This is a genomic window from Lentzea nigeriaca (assembly GCF_016907955.1).
Classification (GTDB): Bacteria; Actinomycetota; Actinomycetes; order Mycobacteriales; family Pseudonocardiaceae; genus Lentzea; species Lentzea nigeriaca.
Genome location: NZ_JAFBCX010000003.1, coordinates 1 through 16,889, shown reverse-complemented (window position 1 = coordinate 16,889; position 16,889 = coordinate 1). Strand labels below are relative to the sequence as shown.

The window sequence follows — 16,889 nt, the reverse complement described above, 5'->3', positions numbered from 1 at the left end:
GCGCGGACCACTTGGGCATGCGTAAGAGCACGGCCCTCTGGCACCACAGCGGCGGCGCTTTAATCCTGGCCTCAGGTTGATCGGGGACGATGAGCGGCAAGAGCATCGACTGGGAGGGGGCGGGCCGGCGTGCGGATCATGATCGCGGATGACGAGGCGGCCATCCGTGAGTCCCTGGAGCGGGTGCTCCAGGTCGAGGGTTACGACACCAGCACCGTCGCCAACGGTCTCGCCGTGCTCGACGGGGTCGGTGCCGACGCGCCGGATCTGCTGATCCTCGACGTGATGATGCCTCGCCTCGGCGGGGTGGAGACCTGCCGGCGGTTGCGGGCGGCGGGCCGGGATCTGCCGGTGTTGATGCTGACCGCCCGGGATCAGGTGTCCGACCGGGTCGCGGGGCTGGACGCGGGCGCCGACGACTATCTGCCCAAGCCGTTCGCCATCGAGGAGCTCCTGGCCAGGGTCCGCGCTCTGCTGCGCCGCCGAGCGCCGGGTGACGACGAGTCGCAGATCCTGACGTTCGCCGACGTCCGCGTCGATCCCGACAGGTTCGAGGCGTGGCGTGGCGAGCGGCCGCTCGGCCTGACCCGGACCGAGTTCTTCCTGTTGGAGGTCCTCGTGCGCAACGCGACCCAGGTGTTGACCCGAGGCGAGCTGTTCGAGGCGATCTGGGGCTTCGACATGAGCGTCACCTCCAACAACCTCCAGGTGTACGTGAGCTACCTGCGCCGCAAGATGGAGGCCGAGGGTGAGCCGCGATTGATCTTCACGCTGCGCGGCTTGGGGTACACGTTGCGGGAGACTCCTCCGTGAGCAGGCCCGCCGACGGGGGCTCGCGCCGGCTGACCCGGTGGTGGCGCCGGCGGTCCCTGCGGACCAGGCTGACGGTGATCGCGGCGACGGCCATCGCGGTCAGCGTGTTCGTGGCCTTCCAGATCGCCAGCGAGCTACTGGCCTGGGAGCTGCGGGACACCGCGGAGGATCAGTTACGCGCCGACTCCCGCGTCCTGGCGGCGAACGCGGAGCGCGCCGGTCTGGCGCAGGTCCAGCTACCGCCGTATCCCGGATCCGGTCAGCTGGTGCGGGTCATCCTGCCCGACGGCTCGATCCGGACGCCGGCCGGCCAGCCCGCGCTGCCCCCGGTCAGCGAGCACGCCGGGCGCGTGGCGCAGGGCGCGTCGGCCGACCTGATGGAGGCGGGCGACACCGACGAGGACGGCTACCTCGTCTACACGCTGCGGGCGGGCGGCGGCGCGGTCCAGGTGGTCCGCGTCGCCGACGACAGCCCGATCAACCGGTTCGGGTTGGGCATGCTGCTGATCGGGCTGCTCTGCGTGGCCAGCGGCGCCCTTGTCGGGCGAGCCGTGGCGCGGACCGGGCTGGCACCGATCGACCGGCTGACCGCCGCCGCGGTCCGTGTCGCGCGCACCCGGGATCTCGACGCCGACATCCCCGATGAGGGCGGTGGGGAGATCCGGCGGCTGATCCAGTCGATCAACGACATGCTCGCCGCGCTCCGGGACTCCCGGCGGGCCCAGCGGCTGCTCGCCGAGGACGCCGCCCACGAGCTCAAGACCCCGCTCACCAGCCTGCGCCTCAACATCGAGCTGCTGATCCGGCTCGATCGGCGCGGCACGTTGGACAGCGCACTGCCGGCGGAGAGCCGAACCCGGCTGCTCAACGATCTCGGCGCCCAGGTGGCCGAGTTGAGCACCCTTGCCGCCGAGCTGACCGATCTGGCGCGAGGTGACGTCAGCGACGAGAGCACCGAACTGCTCGACCTCGCCGATGTGGTGGTGGCCGCCGTGACCCAGGCGCGTTCCCGCGTGCCCGACATCGAGGTCGCGCTCGACGTGACCTCCGTGTGGGTGAGCGGACGTCCCGCTGCGCTCCAACGGGCGGTGCTCAACCTCATCGACAACGCCGGCAAATGGTCCCCCGCGGACCAGCCGGTCCGGGTCCGGCTCCGTGCCCAGGGCGCGTCGGCGGTGCTCGAGGTCGACGACGCCGGGCCGGGTATCGACGCCGCCGACGTACCGCGGGTGTTCGACCGGTTCTACCGCGCGGACAGCGCCAGGGCGTTGCCGGGATCCGGTCTGGGGCTGTCGATCGTGCAGCGGGTCGTCGATGCCCACGGCGGCCGGGCCACCGTCGCCCGCTCTCCACGCGGTGGCGCGCTGCTTCGGGTCGATCTTCCGGCCGCCCCGATCGCGAGGCTCACCGCCGGCGAGGACACCGCGGTGCGCTGACCCGCCCCGCGTCCCGGATCTCGTCCGTGCCGCCGCGCTCAGCGTTGCAGCGCGGGCTCCGGCTGGATGGTCCACTGTGGACATCCGTCTCGTCCCAAGTTGTGACGGGCCTTGATTCTCGTGCGCGTGCCGAACGGCGCTCCGGAGAGAAGTACCGTGGTACCACCCCCTACCGGGAATGACGACCGCAGTACGACGAAACGGGACGGAATCGGGCCTAGCGTTCAGGTTATGACAAAACCTGGTAGTCCACTGTGGAGGTTCGGGGCGGCCGCCGTGGCGCTGGCGACGGCGTTCGCTGCCGTCGCCTGCGGGTCGAACGCCGGCAACGGTGCGGCGCCCGTCCCGACCGGCTTGCACGGCGCGCACGCGGGCGAGTCAGCGGCTCCACCGCAGCCGCTGCGCGCCGGCGAGCGGTTCGTCGACCTGAAGATGGCCGAGGCCTACACGCCCAAGCCGCCGGAGGGCGGTGGCACGGACGAGTACCGGTGCCAGGTGATCGATCCGGGCCTGACCAGGACGGTGTTCCTGACCGGGACGCAGGTCACGCCGGAGAACGTCGCCCTCGCGCACCACGCCATCGTGTACGCGGTGCCGCCCGGCGGCGCTGCCGCGGTGCGCGAGCAGGACGCGAAGACCCCCGGACTCGGCTGGCAGTGTTTCGGCGGGACCGGCGTGGACGGCGCCGAAGTGGAAAAGGGGGAAGCGGCGTGGGTGGACACCTGGGCGCCGGGTGCCACGGAGACGCTGTTCACCGAGGACGCCGGCTTCAAGCTGGAGCCGGGCAGCCTGATCGTCCTGCAGATGCACTACAACCTGCTCGCGACCGACGGCAAGCCGGCCGGGTCGGACCGCTCGGCGGTGCGGCTGCGGCTGACGGACGGCACGCCGCAGACCCGGGAGTTCGAGACGTTGCCGCTCGACGCGCCGACTGACCTGCCCTGCGCCGCCGACGAGTCGGGTCCGCTCTGTGACCGGGCGGCCTCGATCGCGGACGTGACGAAGCGGTTCGGTGAGGACGTCGGCGGCACCGCGGACCGGCAGGTGCAGGAGTGCGGCCAGAGTGGGCCGAAGCCCGGTGACGTCCAGACCTGCGACCACGAGGTGCCGGCGCCGATGACGCTGTTCGCTGGTTTCGGCCACATGCACCTGCTCGGGCGGGCCATCAAGGTCGAACTCAACCCAGGCACGCCGAACGCCAAGGTCGTGCTGGACATGCCGCAGTTCGACTTCGACAACCAGCGGCTGGTGAAGCTGCCGTCGCCGGTGGAGATCGGTCCGGGGGACACGCTGCGGGTGACGTGCACGCACGACGCCGGGCTGCGCAAACGGCTGCCGCAGCTGAGCAAGCTGCCGCCGCGTTACGTGGTGTGGGGCGACGGCACCAGCGACGAGATGTGCACGGGCATCATGACGGTCTCTCCCCGCAAGTCCTGACGAAGCGTCGGACGTGTGTGAGCTCACTGGGGTCAACAAGCCGGAAACAGCTCTGAGTTCACACACGTCCGCAGTGAACTCACACCCGTGCGGCGTCGTGGCTGTCGGACGGGCGGTGACGTGGGCGGCCGCAGCCGGACCCGGCAGCGGAGCGGTCGATCGAAACGTGCACCGGGATTCTCATCGCCATTGCGACATGAAAGGCGACTTCTCTTGTCCTCCACGCCTTCCCTCGGCGAGACAACGCCGCGGGCCGATGCGCCACTACGGACACCGATCTGGGTACTCCTGCCGCTACGCGTCTTCCTCGGCGGCACGTTCCTCTACGCGGGCCTCTCCAAAATCCTCGACGCCCACTACCTGGACCACACCTCACCCCTCGGCGTCCACGCTCAGATGCTGCAGGCCGCGACAACCTCCCCGATAGGCCCGATGGTGTCGTTCGCGGCCGAGCACCCGACCGTCACCGGCCTGGTTGTCGCCGTCGGCGAAGTCGCTGTCGGGCTGGGTACTCTGCTCGGGCTGTTCACCCGCATTGCCGCACTCGGAGGGTTTCTCCTTGCGCTGAGCTTCTTCCTCACCGTGAGCTGGACGACCCGCCCGTACTACTTCGGCGCCGACATCGTCTTCGCAGCCGCCTGGACCCCGTTGCTGGTTGCCGGCGACGCAGGCCTGTTCTCCGCGACGGCCCGCCTGCGTGCCGCGATACGTCGCCGCCAGCCGAACTCCACCCCAGACGACGTCGAACGGCGCATTCTGCTCTGGGGCGGCCTGATCACCGCGACGGCCGCTGCCCTCGGCGGCGGCGTCATCGCCCTCACCCGTCGCACCACCAACCCGAAACCAAGCCGGCAGACAGACCCAGAAACGAACTCCCAGACCGTGATCGCTGCGGTCTCTGCCGTCGCCGTCGGTTCGTCGACAAGCTTCACCACACCGAACGGCTCCGTCGCATACCTGTTGCGCCCCTCGGCCGACACCTTCATGGCATTCCTCGCCACCTGCACACACCAGGGCTGCCCCATCACGCCCGCCGGCTCCGGCTTCCGCTGCCCGTGCCACGGCTCCGCTTTCGACGGCAACGGCCAAGTCACCGGAGGGCCGGCCACAAAACCCCTGACCAAGGTGCCAGTGCGAGTCGTCGACGGGCAGGTCACCACCGCATGACCGGGCCCAATCGTGTCCACAAAGGATCGAGTGGCTGCATCGGGCAGGTTCGGCAGCGACGACCTCGGCCGCCACCGAACCGCTGGCAACACCGGTGGTGCAGGCTCCGATCGAACTACCTTGCGCCGTCGACGAATCGGCCCGCTGTGCGACCACCCGTTCGTCGGCGTCGCGCCGACGACGGACGGGCGAGATGAAGCGCTAGATCGGTCGCGTGAGTCTCAGGTCGTAGGCGAGGATGACGGCCTGGATCCGGTTCCGTGCGCCGATCTTGGCGAGGACCCGCCCGACGTGGGTCTTCACCGTCGACTCCGCCAGCGTGAACCGTTGCGCGATCTCGCTGTTGGTGAGGCCTTGGCCGATGGCGACGAGGATCTCGCGCTCGCGGCCGGTCAGGGAGTCCAGCCGGGGATCCTTGCGCACGACCCCGCAGAGGTCATCGCCGAGCTGGTCGGCGAACGCGTCGAGCAGCCGCCGAGTCAGCGCCGGCGCGATCACCGCGTCCCCGGCGGCGACGGCCCGGATGCCGGCGAGCAGCTCCTCCGGGCGGATGTCCTTCAGCAGGAAACCGCTTGCCCCGGCCCGCAGCGCGGCGAGCGCGTACCGGTCGACGTCGAGCGTCGTCAGCGCCAGGATTCGTGAACGCCCACCGGCGGCAACGATGCGCCGGGTGGCCTCGATCCCGTCGACGCCCGGCATGGGGATGTCCATCAGCACCACGTCGGGATGCAGCTTGCTGGTCCACCGAACGGCTTCGGCGCCGTTCTCTGCCTCGCCGACGATCGTGGTGTCGGGGGTGCTCTCGAGCAGCATGCGAAACCCGAAGCGCTGCAGCGGCTGGGCGTCCACCACGAGCACAGAGATCATGAATGGCTGCCTTTCAGGGCGCGTTCGGTCATGCCGGCGAGGCCGAATACCCGCGTCGCCCGGCGATGCCTACTTCTTATCGAGCGAACCTGAGACGACTGTTAGAACAGCGCTCAGGCCGGCCACCCGCCGCGCGTGATCTCATCCGGCCACTCCTGGAAAGACGATCCCTCGATCTCGACCAGCAGAGCGGAGCGGCAGAGGTCCACGTCGAGGAGGCGATGTCGGCGGCCGGGCTGAACGCCTTCGACGCGCTGGCCAGGCACCGGACCGCACGCGGACTGCCCGCCCAGTCCCTCGCCTGGGGCCTGTGGGAGTCGGACGGTGGCATGGGCGGGAGCACGCCGCGGCAGCACGACGGTGTGCTCCCGCTCAGCGCCGCCGCCGGCATGGCCGCGTTGGACCGGGCGATGCGCACCGCCGAACCCGTGCTCGTGCCCGTCCTTCGGCGGGGGACGCCGAGCCGGTGTTGCGCTACCTGCCCAGCAACCTCGCGGACGGCGACCCGGTACCTGTCCAGCTGAGCAAGCGGTTCGAGGGCGAGTACGACCTCTTCCTGTTGGGTTCTCCCGGTTTCGGCGCCGACCGAGGCATTCCGGAGGACGTGCAAACACTCGTCCGCACCTTGGCCGACTCGGTGCGCGCGGTGGCCGAGGACCGGCCGACCGTCCTCATCGGACATCGCGCCGGCGGCCTGGTGGCACACGCTCTGGCAGCCCACCTGGCCGCGACCGGTGGGGCTCCGGCAGGTGTGGTGCTGCTGGAGCCCGACCACGGTGTGGTGAGCCGTGACGACGCCCGCGCGCTCGCGGTGCCGGCCGCTGAAACACGTCGTGCCAGCGAGCTCCACGACGATCCCGCCGCGGACCCGGTGGCGCTCGCGGGTGGTGGTTACCGCCGGATCTTCGACGGCCGGCGGTCCGAGGCCTCTCCGGTGCCGACCTTGCTGGTGCGCGGCGGCCCGACACCGGAGATGGCAGCGGCCGACCCGGCGCGCGACTGGAAGCCGCGCCGGCCGTTACGGCATTCCTCGGTCGACGTGCCGGGTCACGACGACACGGTGCTCACCGAACCATGCAGACACCACCGCCGAGGCGATCCGGGTGTGGGTCGATCAGTCCATGTCGAGGTGGCGGATTCGGAGTTGAGTAACGCTGCTCGGGCGTGCTCGTCGTGAGCCGGGCCGTCTGGCGGCAGCTGTCGATCGCACAGGCGAGATCGTGTGTCCTCGCTGGAGATGGTGCCTCACCCCAGACGGGTTCAGCGTGGTGAGTACATCCAGGGGTTCTTGAGGTCGAAGAACTTCGGAGGTTCCGCCGTCATGGCCTGCAGCTCGTCCATCTGGGCCTTGAGCTCCGGGGGCGGCTCCTTCTGCTCGCCCTTGCGCGCGTCGGCCTCGTTGGTGAAGAACATCTCCATGGCGTACCGGCCATCGGCGAAGTTGGCGCCGATGCTGCCGAGGATGTCCGGCCGGAACTCGGCCCACTTGTCCGAGTTCTCCATGGACAGCTCCAGACCCCTGGCCGCGTCGGTCGCGCGCCCTTCGATGATCTGCACGAACTGGGCCTTCGCCGGGTCGCCCGGCGTGTCCTCGGTGACCTGCTCGCTGTCGAGGAACTCCGCGCCTTGCGGGAACAGCCTGGACGTCTCCGCCCACCAGGCACTCTGCTCCGCCCGGTCGCTGTTCTGCCGGGCGTGCTCAGCCGTGTCGAACCGGACAAAGCACACGCAGGTGCCGTCGTCGGTCACGCCACAGGTCGAGCCCAGCCACCCCGTCGCCGTGGGGGCCAGGTCCTGCATCCACTTGTCCAACTGGGCGTGCAATCGCTCGGCGTCGGACACCTTGCCCTGCACTACCTGCACAAACATGGTGAACCTCCCGATCCCGCCGCACCCCGGCCGCCGGTGGCCGGGCCTGCGCAGCCACCGACACTACGATCCTCTGGAGCCCACCGCTCGCCGATCATCGGGCATCCACAGTGGACCTGGGCCCTCATCCGCGGCAGGTCATGGCGCCGCGGGGCAGACGGCATCCGGTTGGCCGGCAAACCCTGGCCGCTGTACCGACGGCGGGCTGGCGCACGGCCCGTCGCGTGCTCGAATCGACGTGGCAGCAACGGTCGCTCCTCTGGGGCGAGCCCATTACGTGCGGACTGCTCCAGGCGCAACGTGAGAGGTCACCCTCGGCGAGCAAGATCTCTGCTGCGCTGAGAGCTGAACAAAGCACCGGTGGATCAAGTCCTCCGGCGTCGGGGAAGGAAGGCGCCGATGACCATGAGAATGCCGCCACCAGCGAACATCCAGAGTCCTGGGCCCACGTGAGCGGATACGTATTTAGCCATTTTTGAATACGTGTTGGCGCTGTGCAGTGCACTCGGGCCATAGATGAGGAGAAACGCTGCATATCCGGCGGCCGTCAGCCCTGCCGAGGCGGGAAAGATCCTGCCGACTGGGTGGTCTCGAACCACTGCGGCGAGGATCGCCGAGATCCCGCCGGCAATGAAAATCGCCATTACCACGGCAGTAACAACCTTGCCGCCGACGCCCATGAGGTCCAATAGGCTGAAGCTGAGGCTGCCGATGAATGGAGCCTTGATATACACCCAGGACAGCAGTGGAGACACTGTGACCAGTACCGCACCTTTAGCTGTTATCAGGTTTGGATGCCAGATGCGGGATCGTTGCGCTGTCAGGGAGGGTGCGCCCGAGAGGTGTCCCGCGGAATCGGAGTAGCCGACATGCCTCCTCGCCTGCCGTCCCAAGATCTCCGAGAAATTACTCATCGCGCGCTCTCCATCTCCGAGGGATTGCTGACAGGTAGGCGTTACTGCACGATGTCGCAGTCGGTCGCCGCAGCGGACCCCGTGCAAGCCATCGCATGCATTCCGAGTACGCCATTTGACGGTTCCAACTGCAGTTGCGACGCGGTAGCAAGTCAGTTGCCAATCGCCGCCGCACGGAGCAGGACCGCGCCTGTCAGAACTCATCCGCCTGGTGGCATGAGACGCTGTGGGGTGCCAGCAGTCCGCCAAACGTTCTGACCTGCGGTTGGCCTGCTACGGGTTCGTACTCGTTGATCAGGCCGCCGAGGGCCGATCGGCGCGTATCGAGGTGCGGCCCGGCTCTGCGGTTGACCGGTCAGCTCGTGGCGGCGTGTGTTGCAAGGAGCCTGACCAGCACGATCATTCAGCTCGCCGCAGCAGTCCTGGTTCACCCGACCTGGTGCGAAGTCAACTCTGTGTGTGTTTCGCGGGTCCCCGCTACACGAAAGCGATTCGCACGATCTGGGCGGCAGGCATTCCGGATGGCCGCAGAGTCACAATTGTTTCCACATTCGAGTGATCGTCTCAGCCGTCGCCGCCTGATAGCTTTGGGCGTCGCTATTGCGGAACGTGCCTGCCAACGGTGATGGGAACAGTGTGAGCCGCAGCAAAACTGCCACCAAGTTGGCTGTGATCTTCGTTCACGGTGTCGAGATCAACAATCCGCGCTTCGCCGACGGCGCCACGGCCAGGCTGAAGAAGGCTTTTGCCCGTCACTCCGGCGCCGACCCGGACGAGGCACTGGTCATCAAGCCCGCGTTCTGGGCGCAGGAACTGGACGCAGGCCACGACGAGCTGCTGAACCGCCTCGGCGGGGGCGGAGCCACGTCGTTCTTCCGCATGCTCAGCCGGTGGGCGACGGCGACGGACGCCGGTTCCGGCCTCGCGCTGGCGGCGCTGGTTCTCAGCGGCCTGGTACGGCGCCTGCCCTGGGCGCGCGATTTCCAATTTCCGACGATGCGCTGGCTCGCGGTCCACTACGTCGGCGACGCGGTCGCGTACCAGATCAACTCCTCCGAGCGGGAGCTCTACGACCGGGTGCACGCCGTGCTGGCGCGAACGTTGACCGAACTGGCCGCGGAGGCCGGTGAGAACGCTCCGCTGTGCGTCATCGCGCACAGTCTGGGGTCGGTGGTCGCCAGCAACTTCTTCTACGACCTCGAAGTGGAGGCGGGCTGCTACGGAGAACCGCGGCAGTTGAAGGGCCGCCGGGTCGCGAGCAGCCTCGGCTCCAGTCCGGTCGAGCGCGGTGAGACGCTGAGTTTCCTGTACACGCTCGGCAGCCCGATGGCGTTGTGGGCGGCCCGACTGCCCGACTGCGGCACGCCGTTGATCGTCCCGCACCCGCGTGCCGTCCACCACCACCCGCGGATCGAGGGCGAGTGGGTGAACGTCTACGCCCCCGACGACGTCATCAGCTCCCCGCTGAAGCAGTTGAACGAGCGGTACGACCGGCAGGTCGCCGAGGACCGCGCGCTGCCGGTGGGTCCGTGGTGGTTGTCCTGGAGTCCGCTGTCGCACCCCTGGTACTGGAACGACGACAGGGTCATCGACCCGATCGCCAAGTCCCTGGCAGGCGCCTGGCACACGTTGCGAGCCGAGGGCAACGGAGCCTCGGGAACGAGGGGGGTGGATGCCGCCGTCACCACGCTGCCGTTCGGCCGCCGGCGCTGACCGACGGCTCCGCGGCAACCCGTCCCGTTGTCGTAACAACCCTCTCCCAAGATTGCGGTGGTAGCCGTGCAGCGTGAGATTCCGTTGTTCACCCTCACCGGCGTCCAGGACGCCGAGATCACCGAGCATCCGGTCACGACAGCCGACGGTCTCGGGCTCAACCTCACCAGATTCCACCGTGACGAGTCCGACGACGTCGTCCTCGTCATCCACGGACTGACGACCTCGACCGACATGTTCATCATGCCCGAGCACGAGAACCTCGTCTCATACCTGCTGGGCAACGGATTTCCGGACGTCTGGACGCTCGACTACCGGATGAGCAACCGGCTTCCGTACAACCGCTCGATGCATCGCTACACCATGGACGACATCGCGTTGTACGACTATCCGGCGGCGTTGGACGAGCTGCGCCGCGTCGTCGGTCACGACCGGCGGATTCACGTCATCGCGCATTGTCTGGGCTCGGTGTCGTTCATGATGAGCCTTTTCGGCGGTGTGGTCGACAACATCGCGAGCGTCATCGCCAACAGCGCCGCGCTGACGCCACGGGTGCCGAACTGGTCGCGGATCAAGCTCGCCGTCGCGCCGAACCTCGTGGAGTGGGTGCTGGGGCAGCCGTACCTCGATGCCGCGGCCGGGTCCGGACCGCGTTTCTCCCGCGGTTGGCTGCTGTCCAAAGTGGTCGATCTCGTCCACCAGGAGTGCGACGTTCCGGCGTGCCACATGCTGAGCCTCATGTGGGGCACCGGCTGGCCCGCGCTCTACAGCCACGACAACCTGTTGCCCGTCACGCACCGCCGCGGCGGTGACCTCTACGGCGCGACCGGGCTGCACTACTACCGGCACGTGGCGAAGATGGTCAACGCCGGCCGGGCCGTGAAATACGACGACAACAACCCGGCGCACGCACGTCTGCCCCAGGACTACCTGGCCGGCGCGGCGGACATCACGACGCCGGTGCTGCTCACCACCGGCGACGACAACCGGGTCTTCGCCAACTCCAACATCGTCTGCTGGCAGCGGCTCAACGAGGTGGCGCCGCGCAGGCACGAGCTCAGGGTGTTTCCCGGCTACGGGCACCAGGACGTGTTCATGGGCAAGGACGTGAGCCGGGAAGTGTTCCCGGAGATGCTCGAATTCCTCAAGAGGCAGGGGAGCTGACCATGGCAGGCAGGAACGGTGCCGGCAGGGGCACGAAGCCGAGCAACCACCGGAAGTACGTGCCGACGAGCCACGAGGGCATCAGTCACGACTCCCTCGCCAACCTGGGCCAGGACTGGTCGCTGGTCGCCGACCCCGGCATGGAGCCGCGGCCGCCGTTCAAGGTCTACCTGCCGCGCACGACCGAGGACGTGGTGACGGCCGTGCGTGAATGCCGTGACGCGGGCGTCCAACTGGTGGTGCGCGGTCATGCCCATTCGAGCAACGACCTGGTGACTCCGGACCACGGCACGGTCCTGCTCACCGATCTGCTGAACGGTGTGCTGGACGTCGACCCGCTCGAGCTCACGGTCACCGTCCAACCGGGAGCCCGGCTCGCGATGGTCGACCAGGTGCTGTCCGAACACGGTTTCGGCCTGAAGGTGATCGGCGACCACGACCACATCACGGCGGCCGGCTTCGCCTCTGTGGGCGGCATCAGCCCCGCCTCGCACCGCCACGGCATCTTCCTCGACACCGTCCTCGCACTCGAGTACGTCGACTGGACTGGCGAGGTGCACCGTTGCGGACGGGAGCAGGACCTCGACCAGATGCTCAAGGTGCTCGGGGGGACCGGGCGGCACGGTGTCATCACCGAACTGACCCTGACAGTCGAGGTGGTGGACAAGTACCGCACGATCCTGCGCAACGAGCGCCACATCACGACCTCGCTCGACGAGTTCGTGCGCTACTCGTCGCGCATGATCCGGGATCCTGGTGACGCGATCATGGAACGCGGGGTGTGGGCAGACTTCGAGGTCCCCGGCCTCCGCGACGTCAGCGAGCTCAGCCTGCGCGTCGGCCAGTTCTCCTCCTACCACCCGACCTCGCAGAACCCGGTGAAGACGCTCTGGAACCGCGTCGCCTACGGCTACCAGCAGGCGATCGGGGCCGTCGCAGGCCGGCTTCCGGCGGCGATGGACAACCTGCTGAAGTACGTCGGCATGGGCTGCATCATCCTGAGCCCGCGCTACGGCAACCACAAGAACATCGAGCGGTTCACCGACCAGATCCTCGACTCGACGGTCGGCGACCCCACCCGGATGTTCGTCGTGCTCGGGCCGGTCGAGCGGTACGAGAACCTGTTCTACGCGCTCAACGACGTCGTCGTGAAGGAACGGCGCCGCAGCGGGGCGATCACGTTCATCTCCGTCTACGTGAAGTCGATCCGCTCGCGCTATCTCACCGGCCCCGAGGCGTGGGGCCTCACCGGCGAGGAGCAGGAGCCGCGGCGCTTCTGCGAACTGATGCTCTACGTCGGGGTGCGGCCCGAGAAGATGACGCGCGCCGTGACGGACCGGCTGGTCGCGGAGGTGGACGAGATCTGCCTCGCCCACGGCGCGTTCCGCTATCTGCACTCGCTGACCAGCACCGACCCGGCCAAGCTCGCCCAACTCGATCCGAACGCGCTCTACGGCGGCCGCGAGATGCCCGCCGGGCGCCGCAACGGGCAGGCCAAGGTCGCCAAGCCGGGCGGACGGCGGATCGCCGCGGTCAACACCCGCACGCCGCGCGGCCGCAAGCAGGTCGAGGAGGCGGTGGGGTGACCGGGCCGCGGGAGCGAACGCGCGTCGAACACGTCAACACGGTCGTGGTCGGTTCCGGTTTCGGTGGCTCCGTCGCCGCCTACCGGCTGGCCGAAGCGGGTCAGTCCGTGGTCCTGCTCGAACGGGGCAGGCCGTACCCGCCGGGGAGTTTCCCGCGCACGCCCGCCCAGATGGGCAAGGCGTTCTGGGACCCCGGTGCCGGCCTGCACGGGTTGTTCGACGTGTGGCGCTTCGGCGGCTTCGACTCCGTGGTGTCCAGCGGGCTCGGGGGCGGCTCGCTGATCTACGCGAACGTGTTGCTGCGCAAGGACGAGAAGTGGTTCGTCCGGGAGGACCCGCTGCCCGGCGGCGGCTACGAGCACTGGCCGGTCACGCGGGCCGATCTCGACCCGCACTACGACGCCGTCGAGAAGATGCTCGGTGCCACGCGTTACCCGATCGACGCGGCACCCTACCGATCCACCCACAAGACTCACGCGATGATCCAGTTCGCGGAAAGGAACGGGCTGGACTGGCAGTTGCCTCCGCTCGCGGTCAGCTTCGCACCGGCGCAGGGCGCCGAACCCGGCATGGGGCTACCGATCGCCGAGCCGGCCTACGGCAACATCCACGGCGTGCCGCGCCGGACGTGCCGTCTGGTGGGGGAGTGCGACATCGGTTGCAACGACGGGGCGAAGAACAGCCTCGACCACACGTATATCTCGGCTGCCGCTCACCACGGCGCGGACGTGCGCACAGGGTGCGAGGTACGAGGAATCGCGCCGCTTCCCGAGGGCGGATACACGGTGGCGTTCGTCCGCCACGACTTCGACGGCGACGGTGCTCCCGCTCCGGCGCGCAGCCTGCCGGTGCACCGCATCACCTGCGACCGGCTCGTGCTCGGCGCCGGTGCCTACGGCACGACGTTCCTCCTGCTGCGCAACAGGGCTGCGCTGACCGGTCTGAGCCCGACCCTGGGCAGCCGGTTCTCGGGCAACGGCGACCTGCTCACCTTCGTCGTGCCGGAACCGGGCAAGGTCAGCGCGCCGCTGGACGCGAGCTTCGGCCCGGTGATCACGACCGCGGTGCGCGTCGACGACGCCCCCGACGGGGCAGGCCGTGGCTTCTACCTCCAGGACGGCGGATATCCGGGCTTCACCGACTGGCTGCTCCAGTCGACCGACCTGACCGGCTCCGTGTTCCGGTTCGGCGAGTTCGTCACCCGGTGGGCGTTGAACGTGCTGAGCCGGTCGCCGCAGAGCAACGTCAGCAAGGAGGTCTCGCGCCTGATCGGCAGCGGTGCCCTGTCCGCGGGTTCGTTGCCGTTGCTGGGAATGGGACGCGACGTGCCGGACGGGCGGATGCGCCTGCGCGAAGGGATGCTCGACATCCGGTGGAGCACCCGGACCAGCAAGGAGTACTTCCGCCGGGTCCGCGACACGATGCGGGAGTTGTCCGACTCGCTCGGCGCGGGGTTCCTCGACAACCCGATCTGGTTCTTCCGGCGCGTCGTCACCGTGCACCCGCTCGGTGGTGCGCCGATGGGCCGCGGTGACGGCGAGGGGGTCTGCGACTCCCACGGCGAGGTTTTCAACCACCCAGGGCTGTTCGTGGCCGACGGCGCCGCCATGCCCGGACCGGTCGGCGCGAATCCGTCGCTGACCATCGCCGCCCACGCCGATCGCATGGCCGAGCACATCCTGCGGCAGCCCAAGCGGCGCAGGCCGGCACCTCGTCGGCAGGCACAACGCCGCCAGCCCGTGCCGGCGCGCAGGTCGGTCGTGATCCGCACCCCGGCGAAGGCGGGGCGTTCGACCTCGCTGGCGTTCACCGAGGAGATGAAGGGGTTCTTCGACTTCGGCGCGGCCGACCCCCGCACCGGCCTCGACTCGGGCAAGGCCAAGGACCAGGCGTTGATGTTCCGCCTCACGATCGCCACCGACGACGTCGACTCCTTCATCCGCGTGCCGAGCCACCTCGCGGAGGCGACCGGATACGTGGAGTCGGACGTGCTCGGCGGGCGGCTGCCGGTCCAGGCGGGCTGGTTCAACCTGTTCACCGCGGGCGCCGCGGCGGACTCGCGGTCGATGCGGTATCGGCTGCACTTCGCCGACGGTGTGGGCAATCCACTCACGTTGAGCGGGTTCAAGGACATCCGCCACGGCTCGCCGCTGCGGATCTGGCCCGACACCTCGACGCTCTACTACCGCGTCCTCACCGGGCACGTCGACGAGAAGAACGAAGCCGACGCGCCGGTCGTCGGCGCGGGCGTGCTGCGCATCCTGGAGGCGGACTTCCTTCGCCAGCTCACGACGTTCCGCACCAACGGCCCGATGGCACTCCCGGCGCTGACCGAGTTCGGCCAGTTCTTCCTCGGGCAGCTCTGGAGTGTCTACGGTCCCCAGTTCAGGGCCAACGCCCTGCAAGTCGCGACGGGGTAGCCGATGCACGTCTTCCTCACCGGCGGATCCGGCTTCGTGGGAGGTGCGGTGCTGCGCGCATTGCGCGAGCGAGGCGACACCGTGGCCGCGCTCGCCCGCTCCGAGAACGCCGTCAACGCGGTCCGAGACTCCGGCGCGACGCCCGTCGAGGGAGAACTCGACGACCGTGCGGCCCTGCGCCTGGGTTGCCGCAACGCCGATCTGGTCGTGCACGCGGCCGCAAAGCTGAGCGGCGGTCCCCGCGAGCACACGGCGTTTCATCGGACCAACGTCCTCGGCACCGGGAACGTGCTGGCGGCCGCACGTGCCGAGAAGGTCCCCACGCTGGTCCACCTCTCGACCGAACAGGTGGTGCTCGGCCGCCAGCCTCTGATCGACGTGGACGAGACCACGCCATATCCACGTCACCATCCCGGGCTGTACGCCCAGACCAAGGCAGAGGCGGAGCGCCTGGTGCTCGCCGCGGGCGACGACGGCTTCCGGACGGTGGCGGTCCGGCCCCGCCTCGTGTGGGGCGCGGGCGACCGCACCGTGCTGCCGGCGCTCGTCGCCGCGGCCCGGTCCGGGCGACTGCGCTGGGTCGACGGCGGACGCTATCCGACATCGACCTGTCACGTCCGCAACGTCGTGGAGGGCGTGCTGGCCGCTGCCGAGCGCGGCGCGACGGGTACCGCCTACTTCCTCACCGACGGCGAGCCGGCGGAATTCCGAACGTTCATCACCGCGCTGCTGGACACGCAGGGCGTGCCCGCACCGACGGGCTCGATGCCCCGTCTGGTCGCGAGTGCCGCGGCGACCGTGTGCGACGTGGCGTGGCGCCTGCTGCCCCTGCCGGGCGAACCCCCGCTGAGCCGGACCCTGCTGCTGGACGTCCTCAGCACGTGCACGGTTTCCGACGCACGTGCCCGCGCCGAACTCGGCTACGCCGGCCGGGTCAGCGTCGCGAACGGCCTCGCGGAACTGCGCGGGGACCCGGTGACCGAGCCCGGCGCCGGTCGTTGAGGCTTCAGGCCGTCGACCCCGAGTTCGGGTCCGTAGCAGGATTTCTTGACCGCGCTGAAGGGGGCCGCTCGGTGACCCCAACTTCGACCGTCGCGACGGCGGCGGCGTCGACTTGGTCGACCACATCTTCGCAAGCGACGCGCTCGTCCACCCGTTGCCGAGGTCCGGCCGATGGACACCGAGAATCCGGTCGAGCGCAAAGGTGGGCCCGGTTCGGATCACGTGCCGGTCGTGGCCGCCTTCCCCCAGGCACGAACAACTCCGAGGTGTGCACGACCGCCTGCATCGGGCTCGAAACACGCTTGTAGGCCGATCGCGCCGAGCGTCAGATCGCGTGCTGCAGCTCGTGTGCCGCCCACACCGGCAACCGCCAGTGCTCGGCGTTGGGGATCATGCTGCCGGTGGAATTCGGCGCAACCGTAGCGCAACCGAGCGCGACCGGGTCGCGCTACTCGGGGCCCGGAACCTTGTGACATCGAAGCGGACGATGCGCACAAGGGA

General features: G+C 69.1%; 14 protein-coding genes. 11 read left to right on the top strand and 3 right to left on the bottom strand.

Annotated elements, in window-relative coordinates:
• The first annotated feature begins 129 nt into the window (after nt 1-129).
• The 4 genes from JOD27_RS11085 to JOD27_RS11070 all read left to right on the top strand — a co-directional run bounded on the left by JOD27_RS11085 (nt 130) and on the right by JOD27_RS11070 (nt 4,853).
• Nucleotides 130-813, top strand: coding sequence for a response regulator transcription factor (locus JOD27_RS11085; protein WP_307830076.1), 684 nt, complete (start codon nt 130-132; stop codon nt 811-813).
• Nucleotides 810-2,249 (top strand): HAMP domain-containing sensor histidine kinase, encoded by a 1,440-nt coding sequence (locus JOD27_RS11080; protein WP_307830075.1) that lies wholly within the window; start codon nt 810-812, stop codon nt 2,247-2,249. Before JOD27_RS11085 ends, JOD27_RS11080 begins: the two co-directional genes overlap by 4 nt.
• A gap of 231 nt (nt 2,250-2,480) precedes the next feature.
• Nucleotides 2,481-3,686 (top strand): monooxygenase, encoded by a 1,206-nt coding sequence (locus JOD27_RS11075; protein ID WP_204762094.1) that lies wholly within the window; start codon nt 2,481-2,483, stop codon nt 3,684-3,686.
• Nucleotides 3,687-3,899: 213 nt separating this feature from the next.
• Nucleotides 3,900-4,853 carry a Rieske 2Fe-2S domain-containing protein gene (locus JOD27_RS11070; protein WP_204762093.1) on the top strand — a complete coding sequence of 318 codons (954 nt, stop codon included), beginning with the start codon at nt 3,900-3,902 and terminating at the stop codon, nt 4,851-4,853.
• 201 nt (nt 4,854-5,054) lie between these two features.
• On the opposite strand, the gene JOD27_RS11065 is transcribed toward JOD27_RS11070, so the two are convergent.
• The gene (locus JOD27_RS11065; protein WP_204762092.1) at nt 5,055-5,720 is read right to left on the bottom strand and encodes a response regulator; all 666 of its coding nucleotides are present in this window, start codon (nt 5,718-5,720) and stop codon (nt 5,055-5,057) included.
• 2 nt (nt 5,721-5,722) lie between these two features.
• On the opposite strand from JOD27_RS11065, the gene JOD27_RS44755 reads away from it, so the two are divergent.
• The gene (locus JOD27_RS44755) at nt 5,723-6,244 is read left to right on the top strand and encodes a KR domain-containing protein (protein WP_239566946.1); all 522 of its coding nucleotides are present in this window, start codon (nt 5,723-5,725) and stop codon (nt 6,242-6,244) included.
• Complete coding sequence (locus tag JOD27_RS11060) at nt 6,187-6,897, top strand: thioesterase domain-containing protein (RefSeq protein WP_307830074.1); 711 nt, start codon at nt 6,187-6,189, stop codon at nt 6,895-6,897. The genes JOD27_RS44755 and JOD27_RS11060 overlap by 58 nt, the downstream gene beginning before the upstream one ends.
• 83 nt (nt 6,898-6,980) lie before the next feature.
• Here JOD27_RS11060 and JOD27_RS11055 read toward each other — a convergent pair whose 3' ends face one another.
• Both JOD27_RS11055 and JOD27_RS11050 read right to left on the bottom strand, forming a co-directional pair.
• Nucleotides 6,981-7,589: a hypothetical protein gene (locus JOD27_RS11055; protein ID WP_204762091.1), complete on the bottom strand. Its 609-nt coding sequence runs from the start codon at nt 7,587-7,589 to the stop codon at nt 6,981-6,983.
• 365 nt (nt 7,590-7,954) lie between these two features.
• Nucleotides 7,955-8,344 carry a hypothetical protein gene (locus JOD27_RS11050; protein ID WP_204762090.1) on the bottom strand — a complete coding sequence of 130 codons (390 nt, stop codon included), beginning with the start codon at nt 8,342-8,344 and terminating at the stop codon, nt 7,955-7,957.
• Between the two features lie 828 nt (nt 8,345-9,172).
• Between JOD27_RS11050 and JOD27_RS11045 the strand changes: the two genes are divergently transcribed.
• From JOD27_RS11045 to JOD27_RS11025, 5 genes are all read left to right on the top strand, one after another.
• Nucleotides 9,173-10,216, top strand: a complete 1,044-nt coding sequence (locus JOD27_RS11045) for a hypothetical protein (protein WP_204762089.1) — start codon at nt 9,173-9,175, stop codon at nt 10,214-10,216.
• A 66-nt stretch (nt 10,217-10,282) separates the two neighbouring features.
• Complete coding sequence (locus JOD27_RS11040; RefSeq protein ID WP_204762088.1) at nt 10,283-11,380, top strand: alpha/beta fold hydrolase; 1,098 nt, start codon at nt 10,283-10,285, stop codon at nt 11,378-11,380.
• Between the two features lie 2 nt (nt 11,381-11,382).
• Nucleotides 11,383-12,966 (top strand): FAD-binding oxidoreductase, encoded by a 1,584-nt coding sequence (locus tag JOD27_RS11035; RefSeq protein ID WP_204762087.1) that lies wholly within the window; start codon nt 11,383-11,385, stop codon nt 12,964-12,966.
• On the top strand, nt 12,963-15,386 hold the full coding sequence (locus JOD27_RS46530) for a GMC oxidoreductase (protein WP_204762086.1): 2,424 nt from the start codon (nt 12,963-12,965) through the stop codon (nt 15,384-15,386). The genes JOD27_RS11035 and JOD27_RS46530 overlap by 4 nt, the downstream gene beginning before the upstream one ends.
• A gap of 3 nt (nt 15,387-15,389) precedes the next feature.
• Nucleotides 15,390-16,388 (top strand): NAD-dependent epimerase/dehydratase family protein, encoded by a 999-nt coding sequence (locus JOD27_RS11025; protein ID WP_204762085.1) that lies wholly within the window; start codon nt 15,390-15,392, stop codon nt 16,386-16,388.
• The last annotated feature ends 501 nt before the right edge of the window (nt 16,389-16,889 follow it).

Bases quoted from the DNA above. Each gene is read 5' to 3' on its own strand.
- JOD27_RS11035 (WP_204762087.1), top strand. From the start codon at position 11,383: ATGGCAGGCAGGAACGGTGCCGGCAGGGGCACGAAGCCGAGCAACCAC.
- JOD27_RS44755 (WP_239566946.1), top strand. From the start codon at position 5,723: ATGGCTGCCTTTCAGGGCGCGTTCGGTCATGCCGGCGAGGCCGAATAC.
- JOD27_RS11055 (WP_204762091.1), bottom strand. From the start codon at position 7,589: ATGTTTGTGCAGGTAGTGCAGGGCAAGGTGTCCGACGCCGAGCGATTG.
- JOD27_RS11075 (WP_204762094.1), top strand. From the start codon at position 2,481: ATGACAAAACCTGGTAGTCCACTGTGGAGGTTCGGGGCGGCCGCCGTG.
- JOD27_RS11025 (WP_204762085.1), top strand. From the start codon at position 15,390: ATGCACGTCTTCCTCACCGGCGGATCCGGCTTCGTGGGAGGTGCGGTG.
- JOD27_RS11065 (WP_204762092.1), bottom strand. From the start codon at position 5,720: ATGATCTCTGTGCTCGTGGTGGACGCCCAGCCGCTGCAGCGCTTCGGG.